The 14871-nt window shown below is 70.0% G+C and carries 13 protein-coding genes; 1 reads left to right on the top strand and 12 read right to left on the bottom strand.

Annotated elements, in window-relative coordinates; all coding sequences use genetic code 11:
- The 7 genes from QZ433_RS02920 to QZ433_RS02890 all read right to left on the bottom strand — a co-directional run.
- Window positions 1-643 (bottom strand): N(G),N(G)-dimethylarginine dimethylaminohydrolase (locus tag QZ433_RS02920; protein ID WP_295779931.1); only part of this gene is annotated, 643 nt, incomplete at its 3' end.
- Between the two features lie 336 nt (window positions 644-979).
- Window positions 980-2275 (bottom strand): citrate synthase, encoded by a 1296-nt coding sequence (locus QZ433_RS02915; protein ID WP_295779930.1) that lies wholly within the window; start codon window positions 2273-2275, stop codon window positions 980-982.
- 256 nt (window positions 2276-2531) lie between these two features.
- Complete coding sequence (gene dapC, locus QZ433_RS02910) at window positions 2532-3635, bottom strand: succinyldiaminopimelate transaminase (protein ID WP_295779929.1); 1104 nt, start codon at window positions 3633-3635, stop codon at window positions 2532-2534.
- A 3-nt stretch (window positions 3636-3638) separates the two neighbouring features.
- On the bottom strand, window positions 3639-3959 hold the full coding sequence (gene fdxA, locus QZ433_RS02905) for a ferredoxin (protein WP_134127594.1): 321 nt from the start codon (window positions 3957-3959) through the stop codon (window positions 3639-3641).
- Window positions 3960-4011: 52 nt separating this feature from the next.
- The gene (locus QZ433_RS02900; RefSeq protein ID WP_295779928.1) at window positions 4012-4410 is read right to left on the bottom strand and encodes a histidinol dehydrogenase; all 399 of its coding nucleotides are present in this window, start codon (window positions 4408-4410) and stop codon (window positions 4012-4014) included.
- A 94-nt stretch (window positions 4411-4504) separates the two neighbouring features.
- Entirely contained in the window at window positions 4505-4819 is a 315-nt protein-coding gene (locus QZ433_RS02895) for an AzlD domain-containing protein (protein WP_295779927.1), read from the bottom strand.
- Window positions 4816-5541 carry an AzlC family ABC transporter permease gene (locus QZ433_RS02890; protein WP_295779926.1) on the bottom strand — a complete coding sequence of 242 codons (726 nt, stop codon included), beginning with the start codon at window positions 5539-5541 and terminating at the stop codon, window positions 4816-4818. The genes QZ433_RS02895 and QZ433_RS02890 overlap by 4 nt, the downstream gene beginning before the upstream one ends.
- Before the next feature lie 65 nt (window positions 5542-5606).
- Between QZ433_RS02890 and QZ433_RS02885 the strand changes: the two genes are divergently transcribed.
- Window positions 5607-6158, top strand: coding sequence for an XRE family transcriptional regulator (locus tag QZ433_RS02885; protein ID WP_295779925.1), 552 nt, complete (start codon window positions 5607-5609; stop codon window positions 6156-6158).
- A 745-nt stretch (window positions 6159-6903) separates the two neighbouring features.
- Here the strand turns inward: QZ433_RS02885 and typA are convergent.
- From typA to QZ433_RS02860, 5 genes are all read right to left on the bottom strand, one after another.
- A complete protein-coding gene (typA, locus tag QZ433_RS02880; protein ID WP_295779924.1) occupies window positions 6904-8817 on the bottom strand; it encodes a translational GTPase TypA in 1914 nt (637 codons plus the stop codon).
- 159 nt (window positions 8818-8976) lie between these two features.
- A complete protein-coding gene (locus tag QZ433_RS02875) occupies window positions 8977-10656 on the bottom strand; it encodes an ABC transporter family substrate-binding protein (RefSeq protein WP_295779923.1) in 1680 nt (559 codons plus the stop codon).
- Window positions 10657-10660: 4 nt separating this feature from the next.
- A complete protein-coding gene (locus QZ433_RS02870; protein ID WP_295779932.1) occupies window positions 10661-12829 on the bottom strand; it encodes an ABC transporter ATP-binding protein in 2169 nt (722 codons plus the stop codon).
- A gap of 16 nt (window positions 12830-12845) precedes the next feature.
- The gene (locus tag QZ433_RS02865) at window positions 12846-13769 is read right to left on the bottom strand and encodes an ABC transporter permease (RefSeq protein WP_295779922.1); all 924 of its coding nucleotides are present in this window, start codon (window positions 13767-13769) and stop codon (window positions 12846-12848) included.
- 1 nt (window position 13770) lies between these two features.
- The gene (locus tag QZ433_RS02860; RefSeq protein WP_295779921.1) at window positions 13771-14751 is read right to left on the bottom strand and encodes an ABC transporter permease; all 981 of its coding nucleotides are present in this window, start codon (window positions 14749-14751) and stop codon (window positions 13771-13773) included.
- Between the last annotated feature and the right edge of the window lie 120 nt (window positions 14752-14871).

The following is a 14871-nucleotide window of genomic DNA, read 5'->3' as shown; positions in this document are numbered from 1 at the left end:
CGTCCGACGACATGAGCACGGTGCTGTCGTCGAGCACCACCACGGCGGTGCCGTGCTCCTCGGGAACGCCCGCGAACCGCGGGAACAGGCCAGGTTCATCGACGAGCGGCCCGAAGCCGATCACCGTGCCGTCCGGAAGCGCGGTCACCCCCGACTTCAGGTGCAGCACTTTGGTGACCGGGACCTCGCGAACGATCCACCCGCGGGGCTCGAGCAGCGCCCGCAGCTGCGCGATACCCTCCGCGTTCGTGCGCGACGATGCGCCGACGTAGACGGTCTCGCCGACCTTGAGCACGTCGCCGCCGTCGAGCGTTGCGGGGTCGGTGATCTCGGCGGTGTCGATTCCGGATGCCGCCACCCCGGCGCGCACCGTCTCGGCTTCGCCGCGGCGCGACACGGCGCCCGCGCGGCACAGCACGGCGAGGTCGCCGAAGATCACCACGGCATCTTCGACGAAGACACCGTCGGGCTGCGCGTCGGCGGGCTCGATCTCGACGATGTCCCAACCGCGAGACCGGAAGACTTCGACGTAATCGTGCCACTGTGTCAGAGCCAGCTCGGCGTCCACGGGCACGCGGTCGAGGTGCGTGAGCTCGCCCTCGGCGAGCAGGGGCGACGGGCGACGGACGAGAAGGCGCGGCATGTCCCGACCTTAGTGGGTCGGGGTGCGCGCCCCGGGTCGGCGACCGTGCCGCGAGCCGCCCGTCGTCCCACTTCTGCCAACGTGTGTCCCACTTCTGGCGGGCCGGTACCTCACGGCCGACTAAAAGTGGGACGAGGCCAGGGCGCGCCCGCCCCGCAGCCCGACGACCACGCCATGTCCCACTTTTAGGGGTGTATGTCCCACATAAGGCGAGTTGACCGCGCTCCAACCGACCAAAAGTGGGACGAGGTCACCCGACCAAGAGTGGGACTTGGAACGCCCCGCACAGCAGAACGCCCCGCCCCTCCGAAGAGGGACGGGGCGTTCTCAGCCGGATCAGACGCCGGGGTAGTTGCGCTCGGCCGCCCCCGTGTACAGCTGCTGCGGGCGGCCGATCTTGGTCTGCGGGTCGGTGATCGCCTCGCGCCACTGCGCGAGCCAGCCGGGCAGGCGGCCGATCGCGAACAGCACGGTGAACATGCGCGTGGGGAAGCCCATCGCCTTGTAGATCACGCCGGTGTAGAAATCGACGTTGGGGTACAGGCGACGCTCCTTGAAGTAGTCGTCCTGCAGAGCGATCTGCTCGAGCTCCTTCGCGAGGTCGAGCAGAGGGTCGCTGACGCCGAGGGCCTCGAGCACCTCGTCGGCCGCTTCTTTGACGAGCTTGGCGCGCGGGTCGTAGTTCTTGTAGACCCGGTGGCCGAAGCCCATGAGCTTCACGCCTTCTTCTTTGTTCTTGACCCGCTCGACGAAACGCTCGACGCTCTCGCCCGAGTCGCGGATGCGGCCGAGCATCTGCAGCACGGCCTCGTTGGCGCCACCGTGCAGGGGACCGGAGAGGGCCTGGATGCCGGCGGAGATCGACGCGAACTGGTTGGCACCGGTGGACCCGACCAGGCGCACCGTCGAGGTCGAGGCGTTCTGCTCGTGGTCGGCGTGCAGCATGAGCAGCAGGTCGAGGGCCTTCGTCATGACGGGGTTGACCTGGTAGATCTCGCTCAGCACACCGAAGTTCAGCTTGAGGAAATTGTCGACGAAGCTCAGCGAGTTGTCGGGGTACAGGAAGGCCTGCCCGATGCTCTTCTTGTGCGCGTAGGCCGCGATTACGGGAAGCTTCGCGAGCATGCGCACGGTGTTGAGCTCGACGTGCTCGGGATTGTGCGGGTCGGACTCGGCCTCGTAGTAGGTCGACAGGGCGGCGGTCGCGGCCGACAGCACCGACATGGGGTGCGCGGTCGGCGGCAGGGCCGAGAAGAAGCGCTTGAGGTCCTCGTGCAGCAGGGTGTGGCGGCGGATGCGCTCGTCGAACGACGCCAGCTCGGATGCCGACGGCAGCTCTCCGTAGATGAGAAGCCAGGCCACCTCGAGGTAGGTGCTGTTCTTCGCGAGCTGTTCGATCGGGTAGCCGCGGTAGCGCAGGATGCCCTGGTCACCGTCGATGAAGGTGATGTCGGACTTGGTCGACGCGGTGTTGACGAATCCGTAATCGAGCGTCGTGTGACCGGTCTGCTTGGTCAGCGACGCGATGTCGATGCTCGGGACGCCGTCGGTGCCGCGCAGGACCGGGAATTCGGCGGCCTTGCCCCCTACCGTGAGAGTGGCCTTGTCCTGCTGCGTGCCCGCGTCGCTCACCGCGCCTCCTTGCGATTTCTGGTCGCCCGTCCGGTCGATCGCGAGGCTTGCGGCACCCGCGGTCTTCTCGACCGATGGATGCCACGGGTATGGCATCCGGGTCGGCACGCGCACGGAGGATGCCCCGGACGCTGTGCTTTTACAGCCTAGTAGGCCCGGGGTCGTACAGATGACACCGCCAAAGGATGCACCCATCGAATGGAGGGATCCTCCTGATCAGCGCGCCGGATGACGACGCACGCCCCGCGCGGGATCGTCAGGCGGTCAGGCGCGCCGCCGCCGCGGCGATGCGCTCATCGGTGGCCGTCAGCGAGAAGCGCACGTGGTTCGGGAAGTGCGCCCCGTAGAAGTGCCCGGGGCCGACCAGGATGCCGAGCCCGGCGAGACGCTCCACGCTCTCCCACGCGTCGCGGCCCTCGGTAGCCCACAGGTACAGTCCACCCTCGCTGCGGTCGACGGTGAAGCCGGCGGCCTCGACCGCGGGCTTGAGCACGGCGCGGCGACGGGCGTAGAGCGCGCGCTGTGCGGCGACGTGCTCGTCGTCGCCGAGGGCGACGGTCATCGCCCGCTGCACGGGCGCGGGCGGCATGAGGCCCAGGTGCTTGCGTCCCGTCAGCAGGCGCGCCACGAGCGACGGGTCGCCCGCGAGGAAGGCCGCGCGGTACCCCGCGAGGTTCGACTGCTTGCTGAGCGAGTACACCGACAGCACCCCGGCCAGGTCGTCGCCGACCACGCGCGGATCGAGCACGCTGGGCACGGGCTGCGCGTCCCAGGGGGCGTCCCAGCCCAATTCGGCGTAGCACTCGTCCGAGGCCAGGACGGCGCCGATCTCGCGCGCGCGGGTCACGGCATCCCTCAGCTCTTCCGCCGACAGCACCCGGCCGTCGGGGTTGCCCGGGGAGTTGATCCAGATCAGGCGCGTGTGGGCGGGCCACTCGGAGGGATCATCGGATGCCACGGCCTCAGCGCCCACGAGGCGAGCCCCCACCTCGTACGTGGGGTAGGCCGCCCGCGGGTGCACCACCGCGTCACCGGGGCCGAGACCGAGCAGCAGCGGCAACAGCGCCACGAGTTCTTTCGAGCCGACGGTGGGCAGGACGTTCGGGGCGCTCAGCCCGGGCACCCCGCGACGGCGGTGGTACCACTCGGCGATGGCCTCGCGCAGTGCCGGCGTGCCCGCGGTCTGCGGGTAGGCGTGTGCGTCGGTCGCGTCGGCGAGGGCCGCCGCCACCACGGCCGGAGTCGGGTCGACGGGCGAGCCGATCGACAGGTCGACGATCCCATCGGGGTGACGCCGCGCGCGCTCCGCATAGGGGGCGACGGCGTCCCAGGGGTAGTCGGCGAGATCGGCGACGCCCACGACTCAGTGGCTCTGCGGGGGAAGCGCCGACACGACGGGGTGGTCCTTGGCGATCACGCCGACCTTGGCCGCCCCGCCCGGCGAGCCGATGTCGTCGAAGAACTCGACGTTGGCCTTGTAGTAGTCGGACCACTCTTCGGGCAGGTCGTCCTCGTAGTAGATGGCCTCGACGGGGCAGACCGGCTCGCACGCACCGCAGTCGACGCATTCGTCGGGGTGGATGTAGAGCGACCGCTCGCCTTCGTAGATGCAGTCGACCGGACACTCGTCGATGCAGGCGCGGTCTTTGACATCGACACACGGGAGGGCGATCACGTAAGTCACGGGATAAGTCTAATCCCGCCGGGGCGATCGACCCGGCCGACGGGCCGTGGCCCTATGATCCGGCGGGACGCGGCGCATCGTTCAGACGCGAGAAGTCGGGCCAGAGCGCCACGAGCACCATGAGCGCCGGACCCACCACGGTCCAGATGATCGGGATCCACTCCGTGCCGGCGGTGGGGGCGGCCACGATCGCCGACCCGCCCGGCCCGATCTGCGAGAACAGGTACGTCGCGGCGGTCAGCCCCAGCCCGCCCGCCAGGGCGTTGATGCGGTCGCCGGTGAGGCTGCGCAGGGCCACGAGCAGGGCGGCGCTGCCGATCGTGGCGAGAATCAGCCCGACGGGAAGGGGACCGACGAGGAACGCCTGGCCGACGGTTCCGGCGGCGCCGTAGAACGCCCCCACCAGCAGGGCGACGACCCAGCCGACGACGCGCAGAATCCTCGAAGTCACGCGCGCCAGTCTACGTGCGGCCCCTCTGCGTCGGCTGCGCCGCCGGCGGTCGGGCGCTCGAGACCTCGCGACCCGCGGGAGAAGGGCCTCGCGCTCAGGCGGCCCAGCCGCCCAGTCTCAGCAGCGCCGCGGTGACGGCGGCCCCGGCGACGACGACGAGGAACGGCGCGCGCGCCCACAGCAGCAGCGCGGCCACCCCGACCGCCGGAAGACGCGCGTCGACCGCGATCGCCGGTCCCGACGCCACGGTCTGCACGACCACCAGAGCGGCCAGCAGCGCCACCGTCAGCAGGTCGGCGATCCGGGCCGGACGCGGCGCGTCGAGCCAGTGGGCGGGCAGCAGGTACCCGGTCGCCTTGAGGGCGAGACAGAGGACGGATGCCGTGAGCACCGCGGTCCACAGGGTCATGGCATCCCCCTCTCATCGACGACGACGGGCGGCGGGACGGGGCGCCGCGGGTCGAAGAGCCCCACGGCCACGGCGACACCCGCGGCGGCGATGACCGGGATGCCGGGCATCAGCCACGGGGTCAGCACGGCCGCGACGACCGCGGCGCCGGCGGCGACCGCGAGGGGCTGCCGACCGCGCAGACGCGGCCAGAGCAGGGCCAGGAACGCCGCCGCCGCGGCCGCGTCGAGGCCGTAGGCGCGCGGGTCGCCGAGCACGTCGCCGAGCAGCGCGCCCACCAGCGTGGACAGATTCCACCCGACCCAGATCGCGACGCCCGTCACCCAGAACCCGGCCCGACGGGCGCGCGGGGTCTCGTGGGCGAGAGCGACGGCGACCGATTCGTCGATCGTGAAGGGCGTGGCGGCGGCTTTGCGCCACGCTCCCCCGCCGATCACCGGAGCCATCCGCATGGCGTAGGCGGCGTTGCGCACGCCCAACAGTGCGGCCGAGGCGATCGCCGCGGGAGCGGCGGCGAGCCCTCCGGCGGCGATCACGCCGACGAAGGCGAACTGCGAGCCGCCCGTGAACATCAGCAGGCTCAGCACGCACGTCTGCCACACATCGAGACCGGATGCCACGGACAGCGCGCCGAACGAGATGCCGTACGCGCTCGTGGCGAGGGCCACGGCGAGACCCTGGCGGGTGGCATCCCCCTCGGGTGTTCGGTAGAACGAACGCATGGGCATCATCGTGAACGATGCAGGTCCGTTCGTCAAGTCGAACGGACGACGACCATAATGAACGCATGACCGATCTCGGCGACCGCATCGCGGCGACGCTCCGGCGAGAGCGCGAGCGCCGCGATCTGAGCGCGTCCGAACTGGCGCGACGCGCCGGTGTCGCGAAGGCGACCGTCTCGCAGCTCGAGAACGGCGGCGGAAACCCCAGCGTCGAGACGCTGTGGGCGCTCGCGTCAGCGCTCGAGATCCCCTTCGCCGAATTCGTCGACGAGGGAGCGCACTCCCCCACCCTCATCCGGGCGGGCGAGGCGGGGACCGCGGTGGCCTCGGCATCCTCGGCGTATATCGCCGTGCTGCTCTCGGCGAGCCCCCCGCACGCCCGGCGCGACATCTACCTGCTGTCCGCCGAACCCGGCACCCCCCGCCGCTCCGAGCCCCACCCGCGCGGCACGATCGAGCACGTCGTGCTGGTGTCGGGCCGGGGTCTCGTCGGACCGGCGGACGCCCCGTTCGAGCTCTCGCCCGGCGATTACCTGTCGTATGCGGGTGACGCCCCGCACGTCTTCGAGGCCCTGACCCCCGGCATGAGCGCCGTCTGCGTGGTCGAGTCGCGCTGACACGCGCCGGCTCCGCCCCCGGCGCGGCCCGTCCGGCCCCGCCGTCCCCGAGCACAACGGCGGACCGCACCCCCGACACGCCGCCCCGACCGCCGACTCACACGGCGTGTCGCCCAATCCCCCCGCAGCTGTGCCCGCCCAGGGTGGCCGCGCCACAACCTGTGAACGACGACAGGCCCCGCCCCGGCCGTCCGGCCCCGCCCCGTCCGGCCCCGTCCGGCCCCGCGCACATCGGCGGGCCCCACCCCCGACACGCCGTCTCGACCACCGACTCACACGGCGTGTCGCCCGATTGCCCCGCAGCTGTGCCCGCTGCAGGGTGGCCGCGCCACAACCCCGTGAACGCCAACAGGCCCCGTCCCGGCCCAGGCCCCTCCGGCCCCGCCGTCCCCGCCGTCCCCGAGCACAACGGCGGACCCCACCCCCGACACGCCGCCCCGACCGCCGACTCACACGGCGTGTCGCCCAATCCCCCCGCAGCTGTGCCCGCGCCAGGGTGGCCGCACCACAACCCCGTGAAGGCCAACAGGCCCCTGCCGGCCCCCGGCCCCGGCCCGTCCGGCCCGGCCAACACCGAGCACAACGGCGGACCCCACCCCCGACACGCCGTCCCGACCACCGACTCACACGGCGTGTCAGCCAATCCCCCCGCAGCTGTGCCCGCTGAAGGGTGTGACCACCCCCGAGACGACGAACGGCCCCGCGCAGCGCGAGCTGGACGGGGCCGTTCGACGAGACGCGACGCTCAGGCGTTGGCATCCTGACGCTTCAGGCGGGAGGCGGCGCGGCCGCGCTCGGTCGCGTCGAGCACGACCTTGCGGATGCGCACCTTCTCGGGCGTGACCTCGACGCATTCGTCGTCGCGCGCGAACTCCAGCGACTCCTCGAGCGTGAGCACGCGCGGGGGCGTCATCGACTCGAACGAGTCCGACGTCGACGAGCGCATGTTCGTCAGCTTCTTCTCTTTGGTGATGTTGACGTCCATGTCGTCGGCACGCGAGTTCTCGCCGATGACCATGCCCTCGTAGACCTCTTCGGTGGGCTGGACGAAGAAGCTCATGCGCTCCTGCAGGGCGATCATGGCGAAGGGGGTGACGACGCCCATGCGGTCGGCCACGATCGAGCCGTTCTGACGCGTGGTGATCGACCCCGCCCAGTCGTCGTAGCCGTGCGAGATGGCGTTGGCGATGCCGGTACCGCGCGTGATCGTGAGGAACTCGCTGCGGAAACCGATCAGACCGCGCGAGGGCACGACGAACTCCATGCGCACCCAGCCGGTGCCGTGGTTGGTCATGTTGTCCATGCGGCCCTTGCGGGCGGCCATCAGCTGCGTGATCGCGCCGAGGTGCTCTTCGGGGGCGTCGATGGTGAGGTGCTCGAAGGGCTCTTTGAGCTTGCCGTCCTCGCCGCGCTTGGTCACGACCTGGGGCTTGCCGACGGTGAGCTCGAAGCCCTCGCGACGCATGTTCTCGACGAGGATCGCCAGGGCGAGCTCGCCGCGACCCTGGACCTCCCACGCGTCGGGGCGTCCGATGTCGACGACCTTGAGCGAGACGTTGCCGATGAGCTCGCGGTCGAGGCGGTCCTTGACCATGCGAGCGGTGAGCTTGTGGCCCTTGACCTTGCCCATGAGGGGCGAGGTGTTCGTGCCGATCGTCATCGAGATGGCGGGGTCGTCGACCGTGATGGCCGGCAGCGGACGCACGTCCTCGGGGTCGGCGATGGTCTCGCCGATGGTGATGTCGGGGAACCCGGCGATGGCGACGATGTCGCCAGGACCGGCGTCCTCGGCGGGGTAGCGCTCGAGGGCGCGGGTCTTGAGGAGTTCGGTGACGCGGGCGTTGCTGGTGGTGCCGTCGGCGCGCACCCAGGCCACGGTCTGGCCCTTCTTGAGCGTGCCGTTGAACACGCGCAGCAGCGCGAGCCGACCGAGGAACGGCGAGGAGTCGAGGTTGGTGACCCAGGCCTGCAGCGGCGCCTCGTCGTCGTAGGCCGGGGCCGGAACGTGCTCGAGGATCGCGGCGAACAGCGGCTCGAGGTCGTCGTTGTCGGGCAGCGCGCCGTTGTCGGGTCGGTTCAGGGATGCCGCGCCCGCACGACCCGAGGCGTAGACCACCGGGACGTCGAGCAGCGCGTCGACGTCGAGGTCGGGCACGTCGTCGACGAGGTCGGACGCCAGGCCCAGCAGCAGGTCGTGCGCCTCTTCTTCGACCTCGGCGATGCGCGCGTCGGGGCGGTCGGTCTTGTTGACCAGCAGGATGACGGGGAGCTTGGCCTCGAGGGCCTTGCGCAGCACGAAGCGCGTCTGGGGCAGGGGACCCTCGGACGCGTCGACCAGCAGCACGACACCGTCGACCATGGACAGGCCGCGCTCGACCTCTCCACCGAAGTCGGCGTGACCGGGGGTGTCGATGACGTTGATCGTCACCGGGACCTCGGTGTGGAGGCCGTTGTAGGTGATCGCCGTGTTCTTGGCGAGGATCGTGATGCCCTTCTCGCGCTCGAGGTCGTTCGAGTCCATCGCCCGCTCTTCGACGTGCGCGTGGTCGCCGAACGAGCCGGTCTGGCGGAGCATGGCGTCGACGAGGGTCGTCTTGCCGTGGTCGACGTGCGCGACGATCGCGACGTTGCGGAGGTCAGGACGAAGGGCGTGCGCCATGGAGGGTCTCCAGGAAATTTAGGGGTTGCGCCCGGAATCGGGCCACCCCAGTCTACCGGGCGCCCGCGACACTCCCGGCAGCGCGCGTTCAGGAACGGAGACGGCGCACGAAAAGGGGCGGGATCCCGCAGGACCCCGCCCCCTCGCTGACTGCCGGACTCAGCTGTTCTGGAAGCCGACGATCGTCCAGTCGACGGTCTCGAACTGGGTGGCGCCCCAGTTCACGAGACCCTGCTTGACGGCCCAGACGTTGGGCAGCGGGGCGATCGGGATGATCGGCAGCGACTCCCACAGCACCTTGTCGATCTCCTTCGCGGTCTCGAGACGCGCGTCGGGGTCGAGCTCGTTGTTCGCCTGCTCCCACAGACCGTCCAGACGCTCATCGGCGATGCCGGTGAAGTTCTGCTCCGAGTCCACGGGGGTGAACAGCGAACGGGTCGACGAGATCGGGTAGGCGGTGCCGACCCACGAGAAGGTCACCATCTCGAAGTCGCCGGGGATGATGTAGTCGCTGAAGTAGCCGCCCACGGGGACCGAGACGAGCTCGACGGGGATGCCGAACTCGCCGAGGTCGGCCTGGATCTGCTCGGCGCGCTGGATGTTGGTCGCGGTGTCGGCGGGGACCGTCACCGAGAACTTCAGCGGGGTGCCGTCCTTGACCCAGGAGTCGCCGTCCTTCGTGTAGCCGGCGTCCTCGAGGTACTTCGCGCCCGCGTCGGTGTCGTAGGGCAGGGCACCGTCGGTGTAGCCGTCCTGTCCGGGCATGAAGATGTAGCTGCCCTGCGTGATCGCGGGCACGCCGACGGGCGAGTTCGCCGTGTTCGCGATCTGCTCGCGGTTGACGATGGATGCCACGGCCTTGCGGACGTTGACGTCGGCCAGCGGGCCGTCCGAGGCGCGCATCGTGATGTGCGTCCAGGTCAGACCGTTCGACGCCTGGATCTGCGCACCCTGCACGCCCTGGGCGGTCTGGTAGAGGTCGGCGTTGGCCGAGATCTCGACGGCGTCGATCTCACCGTTGCTGAACGAGGAGCCCTGCTGATCCTGGCTCACCGCGCGGTAGACGATGGTCTCGAGCTTGGGCGTCTCGCCCCACCAGTTGGGGTTGCGCTCCAGCGTGACGACGCCGGCGGTCGAATCGATCGAGCGCACCTTGAACGGGCCGGCCGAGGGCATCGCCTGCGTGGTGTAGCCGGTGTTGAAGGCGGTGGGGTCGTTGCCGACGCTCGCCTTGAGCGGGCCGCCGAGCAGCGACTGCCAGTCGGCGAAGACCGACGAGAAGGTGATCTTGACGTCGTACTCGTTCTCGCCCTGCTCGACCGAGGCGACCTGGTCCCACCCGGTCGTGGAGACGGGGACGTAGTCGGGGTTCGTGCCGTTGTTCGCCTTCCACGTCGCCTGATAGTCGGCGACGGTGATGGGCGTTCCGTCCTCCCAGACGGCATCCGGGTTCAGCTTGACCTCGACGACCTGCGGGTCCTCGCTCGTCAGCTCGGCCGACTCGGCGTAGTTCGGGTCGACCACGGGCTCGCCGGACTCGTCGATGCGGATGGGGCCGCCGAGCATCGTCGAGACGATGTCGTTGGTGTTCCGCTCGTTTCCGTCGATGTGGTAGATGTTCCAGTTCACCGGGAGCGAGTCCACGGCGAGCGTCAGCGAACCGCCGTCCTGCACGCTCGAGGCGTCGGCGCGCACCCACGCGGTCGAGGGCAGCGCGTTCTGGTCGTCGGGGTTGGCCGACGGCGCCGCGGTGTTGCCGGGCGCGCACCCGGCGATCGCCAGGGCGGCGGCGCTCAGCAGCGCGAGCGCGCCGAGCCCCTTCGCTTTGCGGATCTGCATGTGATCAATCCTCTCGTTGGTGATCAGGGAGGGCCTTCGACGACGTGGTGCCGTCGGTCGAAGACGTTCGGGGGGAACCGGCCGCCGCCGTCTCGAGGACGAGGTCGGACCGTTCGGCGTAGTGGCACGCCACCTCGGAGTGCGCCGACGAGCGCAGACCGGGGTCGTCGGAGTCGCACCGGCGCCGGTCGGCGTCGGGCAGCAGGCGGTACAGCGGGCAGCGCGTGCGGAAGCGGCATCCCGAGATCTCCTGCGTGGGGCTCGGCAGGTCGCCGTCCAGCAGGATGCGGGTGCGCTGCCGCTCGATGCGCGGATCGGGGATGGGCGCCGCCGAGATCAGGGCCTTGGTGTACGGATGCCGCGGGTCGTCGAACACCGCGTCGACCGGGCCCTGCTCGACGATGCGCCCGAGGTACATGACCGCGACGTCGTCGGCGATCTGGCGCACGACGGCGAGGTCGTGCGCGACGAAGAGGAACGACAGACCGAGTCGCTCCTTGAGGTCTTCGAGCAGGTTGATGACGCCCGCCTGGATCGACACGTCCAGCGCCGACACGGGCTCGTCGAGCACGACCACCGCGGGGTCGGTCGCCAGGGCGCGGGCGATGCCGATGCGCTGACGCTGGCCGCCCGAGAACTCGTGCGGGTAGCGGTCCGACATGTTCGGGTCGAGCCCGACGAGCTCGAGCAATTCGGTCATCTTGCGATCGCGCTCCGCGCGCGGGACGCCCTGGACCAGCAGCGGCTCGGTGATGACCTCGCCGACCGGCAGGCGCGGGTCGATCGCGCCCATCGGGTCCTGGAAGACGATCTGGATGCCCTTGCGCAGCGTCGCCTTGTCCTTGCGGCTGACGGTGGCCACGTCGGTGCCGTTGATGTGGATGCTGCCGCTCTGCGGCGCGACCATCTCCATGATCTCGAGGATCGTCGTGGTCTTGCCGCACCCCGACTCCCCCACCAGGCCCATGGTGCGTCCGGGCTGGATCGAGAACGAGATGCCGTCGACCGCGCGCACCGTGCCGATGCGTCGCGGGAACACCGCGCCCTTCATGAGCGGGAAGTGCTTGACGAGGTCCTTCACCGCGACGGCGGGCGTGACGTCCGGGCGCAGCGGAGGGATCTCGCCCAGCGCCTCGGGGCGCGGGAAGATGTCGGGTCGGGCCAGGGAGCCCGAGGCGATCTCGTCGGCGCGGATGCAGGCCGAGACATGATCGGGGTCCGTGCCGTGCACCACCAGTTCGGGCTCGACGTCGTGGCAGGCGTCGACGGCGATCGGGCAGCGCGCCGCGAAGGGGCAGCCCTTCGGCAGGTTCGCCAGGGACGGCGGACGCCCCTCGAGGGGGACGAGTCGGTGCGAACCCGCGGTCTGCATGTTCGGAACCGATCGCAGCAGCCCCACGGTGTACGGCATGTGCGGATCGTGGAAGATCTCATCGACGGAGCCGCGCTCGACCAGCTTGCCGGCGTACATCACGGCGACGCGGTCGGCGTGGCCGGCGACGACGCCGAGGTCGTGGGTGATGAGCACGACAGCGGCCCCCGTGACCTCGCGCGCCTTCTGCAGCACCTCGAGGATCTGCGCCTGGATCGTGACGTCGAGCGCGGTCGTCGGCTCGTCGGCGATGATGACGCGCGGGTCGTTGGCGATCGCCATAGCGATCATCGCGCGCTGACGCATTCCGCCCGAGAACTCGTGCGGGTACGCGCGGGCCCGGCGCTCGGCATCCGGGATGCCGACGAGCTTGAGCAGCTCGACGCTGCGGGCGTGCGCGGCCTGAGCGGACAGGGCGCGGTCGTGCAGGCGCAGGCCCTCGGAGATCTGCTCGCCCACGGTGTACACCGGGGTCAGCGCCGACAGCGGATCCTGGAAGACCATCGCCAGCTCCGCGCCGCGGATCTTCGACAGCTGGGCGTCGTTCATCGTCAGCAGCGAACGGCCGTCGTAGACGATGTCGCCCTCGACGCGGGCGTTCGAGGGCAGCAGCCCCATGACGGCGAGCGAGGACACGCTCTTACCCGAGCCGGACTCCCCCACGATGCCGAGGAACTCGCCCTCGTGCACGTCGTACGAGATGCCGCGAACCGCCCGGACGGCGTTCCCCTCGCGCTGCGGGAAGGTGACGCTGAGGTCGCGCACCGACAGCAGGGGCGCGCGTCCGGTCGAGGACAGCATGGTGGCGGAACGGGTGTCAGTCACGGTTCGCTCCCGAGGTGGGGTCGATGGCGTCGCGCAGGGCGTCGCCGATGAGGCTGATGGCCAGGAGCAGCACGATCAGCACGCCGGCCGGGTACACGAACAGCCACGGGCGGGTGACGGCGGCCGAGGTACCGGCGGCCAGCAGCGTGCCGAGCGAGACGTCCGGCGGCTGCACGCCGAAGCCGAAGTAGCTCAGCGAGGTCTCGGCCATGATGGCCGCGACGATCCCGAGGGTCGCGTCGATGATGAGCAGCGAGGCGATGTTGGGGATGATGTGACGCCCGAGGATCTGCCGCGTGGGCATGCCCATGTAGCGGGCCGCGCGGACGAAGTCGCGGTTGCGCAGCGACCGGGTCTGGTTGCGCACGACCTGGGCCAGGATCATCCAGCTGAACGCGGCGAGGAAGAACGTCAGCGCCAGCCACGACAGACCGCGCGTCAGCGGGCTCAGCAGCACGAGGATGAAGAACGACGGGATCACCAGCAGCAGGTGGATGATCCAGCCGATGACGGCGTCGATCTTCCCGCCGAGATACCCGGCGACCGAGCCGACCGCTGCGGCGATGAGGGTCGCGCCGATGCCCGCGAGGGCGCCGATGATGAGGGACTTCTGCAGACCCACGAGGGTCTGAGCGTAGATGTCCTGGCCGATGCCGTTGGTGCCGAACCAGTGCAGCTGGGTCGGACCGAGCCCCACGTTGAGGAAGTCGCGCTGGCTGGCGTCGTAGGGGTAGAGGAGCGGCCCGATGAAGGCCCAGAGCACGATGAAGACGAGGATGCTCGCGCCCACCCAGAACCGGGGCATCTTGCGCAGACGCGCGCGGACGAGGGCTCCGCGTGACAGCGGCTTGCGCTCGCGGGTCACCGGGCTGGTCGCGACGAGCGTGCCGTCGAGGGCTTCTTCCTGCATGGTCATGTCAGCTCCTCACTCTCGGGTCGAGGGCTGCGTACAGCACTTCGGACAGGGTCGACGACAGCAGCACGAGCACCGCGACGAAGAGCGTCGAGCCCGCCACCGCGTTGATGTCCTGCTGGGTCACCGCGTTCAGCTGGAACTGGCCCATTCCGCGCCACGAGAAGACGATCTCGAGCATCGTCGAACCGGCGATCAGGGTGCCGAAGCTGTACGCGAAGAAGGTCGACATCGGGATCAGGGCGATGCGCACGCCGTGGCGGAACAGCGCCTGGGTGCGCGGCAGGCCCTTGGCGCGGGCCGTGCGGATGTAGTCCGCACCGAGCACGTCGAGCATCATGCTGCGCTGGTAGCGCGAGTACGAGGCGGCGCTGATCAGCACGAGCGCGAGGGTCGGAAGCAGCAGGTGGACCGCGCGGTCGGCGATCGTCGGCCAGAACCCCTCGATCCCGGCCGTGTACTCGCCCGTGAAGCGGATCACCTGGTTTCCCACGGCGTTGTTGAAGCCGGTCGCCGCGATCATCAGCAGCACGCCGATGACGAACGTCGGCGTCGCGAAGACCAGGTACGAAGCGTAGGTGGTGACCTGGTCGCTCGCGCGGTACTGGCGCACCGCGCCCCACACGCCGATGAGCACGCCCACCACCGCGCCGATGAGCGACCCGATGAGCAGCAGGCGCAGGCTGGTTCCGGCGCGGGCGGCGATCTCGGTGACGACGTCCTGGCCGCCGATGGTCGAGCCCAGCGAGAACTTCGTGAACAGGTTCACGAGCCAGTTCCACAGGCGCACGATGATCGGCACGTCGGGGTTCGCGCCGAGGTTGTTCAGGCTCGCGATGATCGAGTCCTCCGGTGGACGCGGGTTCATGCCGTAGAAGCGGTCCTGGGGACGCAGCAGAGCGCTGCCGAGCACGTACGCGAGGCACGTCGCCAGCAGGCTCAGGACGGCGTAGTTCAGGAACCGTCGCAGAACGTACAGCGTCATGACGTGCGGCAGCCCGTCCGGAACGTGTCGATGGTCTGCATCATGGTGGTCCTCTCGCCTTCGAGATCCCCGCTTATTCGTTCGCCTTGCTAAGGATCTTCAGCGACCCTACGTCGGCTT

This window comes from uncultured Microbacterium sp. (genome assembly GCF_913776565.1).
Lineage (GTDB): Bacteria > Actinomycetota > Actinomycetes > Actinomycetales > Microbacteriaceae > Microbacterium.
Note: the sequence above shows the minus strand (reverse complement) of the source record. Positions and strands in the feature narration are given on the sequence as shown.

Coding starts and splice junctions, on each gene's coding strand:
- QZ433_RS02895 (WP_295779927.1), bottom strand. CDS start 4,819: ATGACCCTGTGGACCGCGGTGCTCACGGCATCCGTCCTCTGTCTCGCC.
- QZ433_RS02890 (WP_295779926.1), bottom strand. CDS start 5,541: ATGCGTTCGTTCTACCGAACACCCGAGGGGGATGCCACCCGCCAGGGT.
- QZ433_RS02885 (WP_295779925.1), top strand. CDS start 5,607: ATGACCGATCTCGGCGACCGCATCGCGGCGACGCTCCGGCGAGAGCGC.
- typA (WP_295779924.1), bottom strand. CDS start 8,817: ATGGCGCACGCCCTTCGTCCTGACCTCCGCAACGTCGCGATCGTCGCG.
- QZ433_RS02875 (WP_295779923.1), bottom strand. CDS start 10,656: ATGCAGATCCGCAAAGCGAAGGGGCTCGGCGCGCTCGCGCTGCTGAGC.
- QZ433_RS02870 (WP_295779932.1), bottom strand. CDS start 12,829: ATGCTGTCCTCGACCGGACGCGCGCCCCTGCTGTCGGTGCGCGACCTC.
- QZ433_RS02865 (WP_295779922.1), bottom strand. CDS start 13,769: ATGACCATGCAGGAAGAAGCCCTCGACGGCACGCTCGTCGCGACCAGC.
- QZ433_RS02860 (WP_295779921.1), bottom strand. CDS start 14,751: ATGACGCTGTACGTTCTGCGACGGTTCCTGAACTACGCCGTCCTGAGC.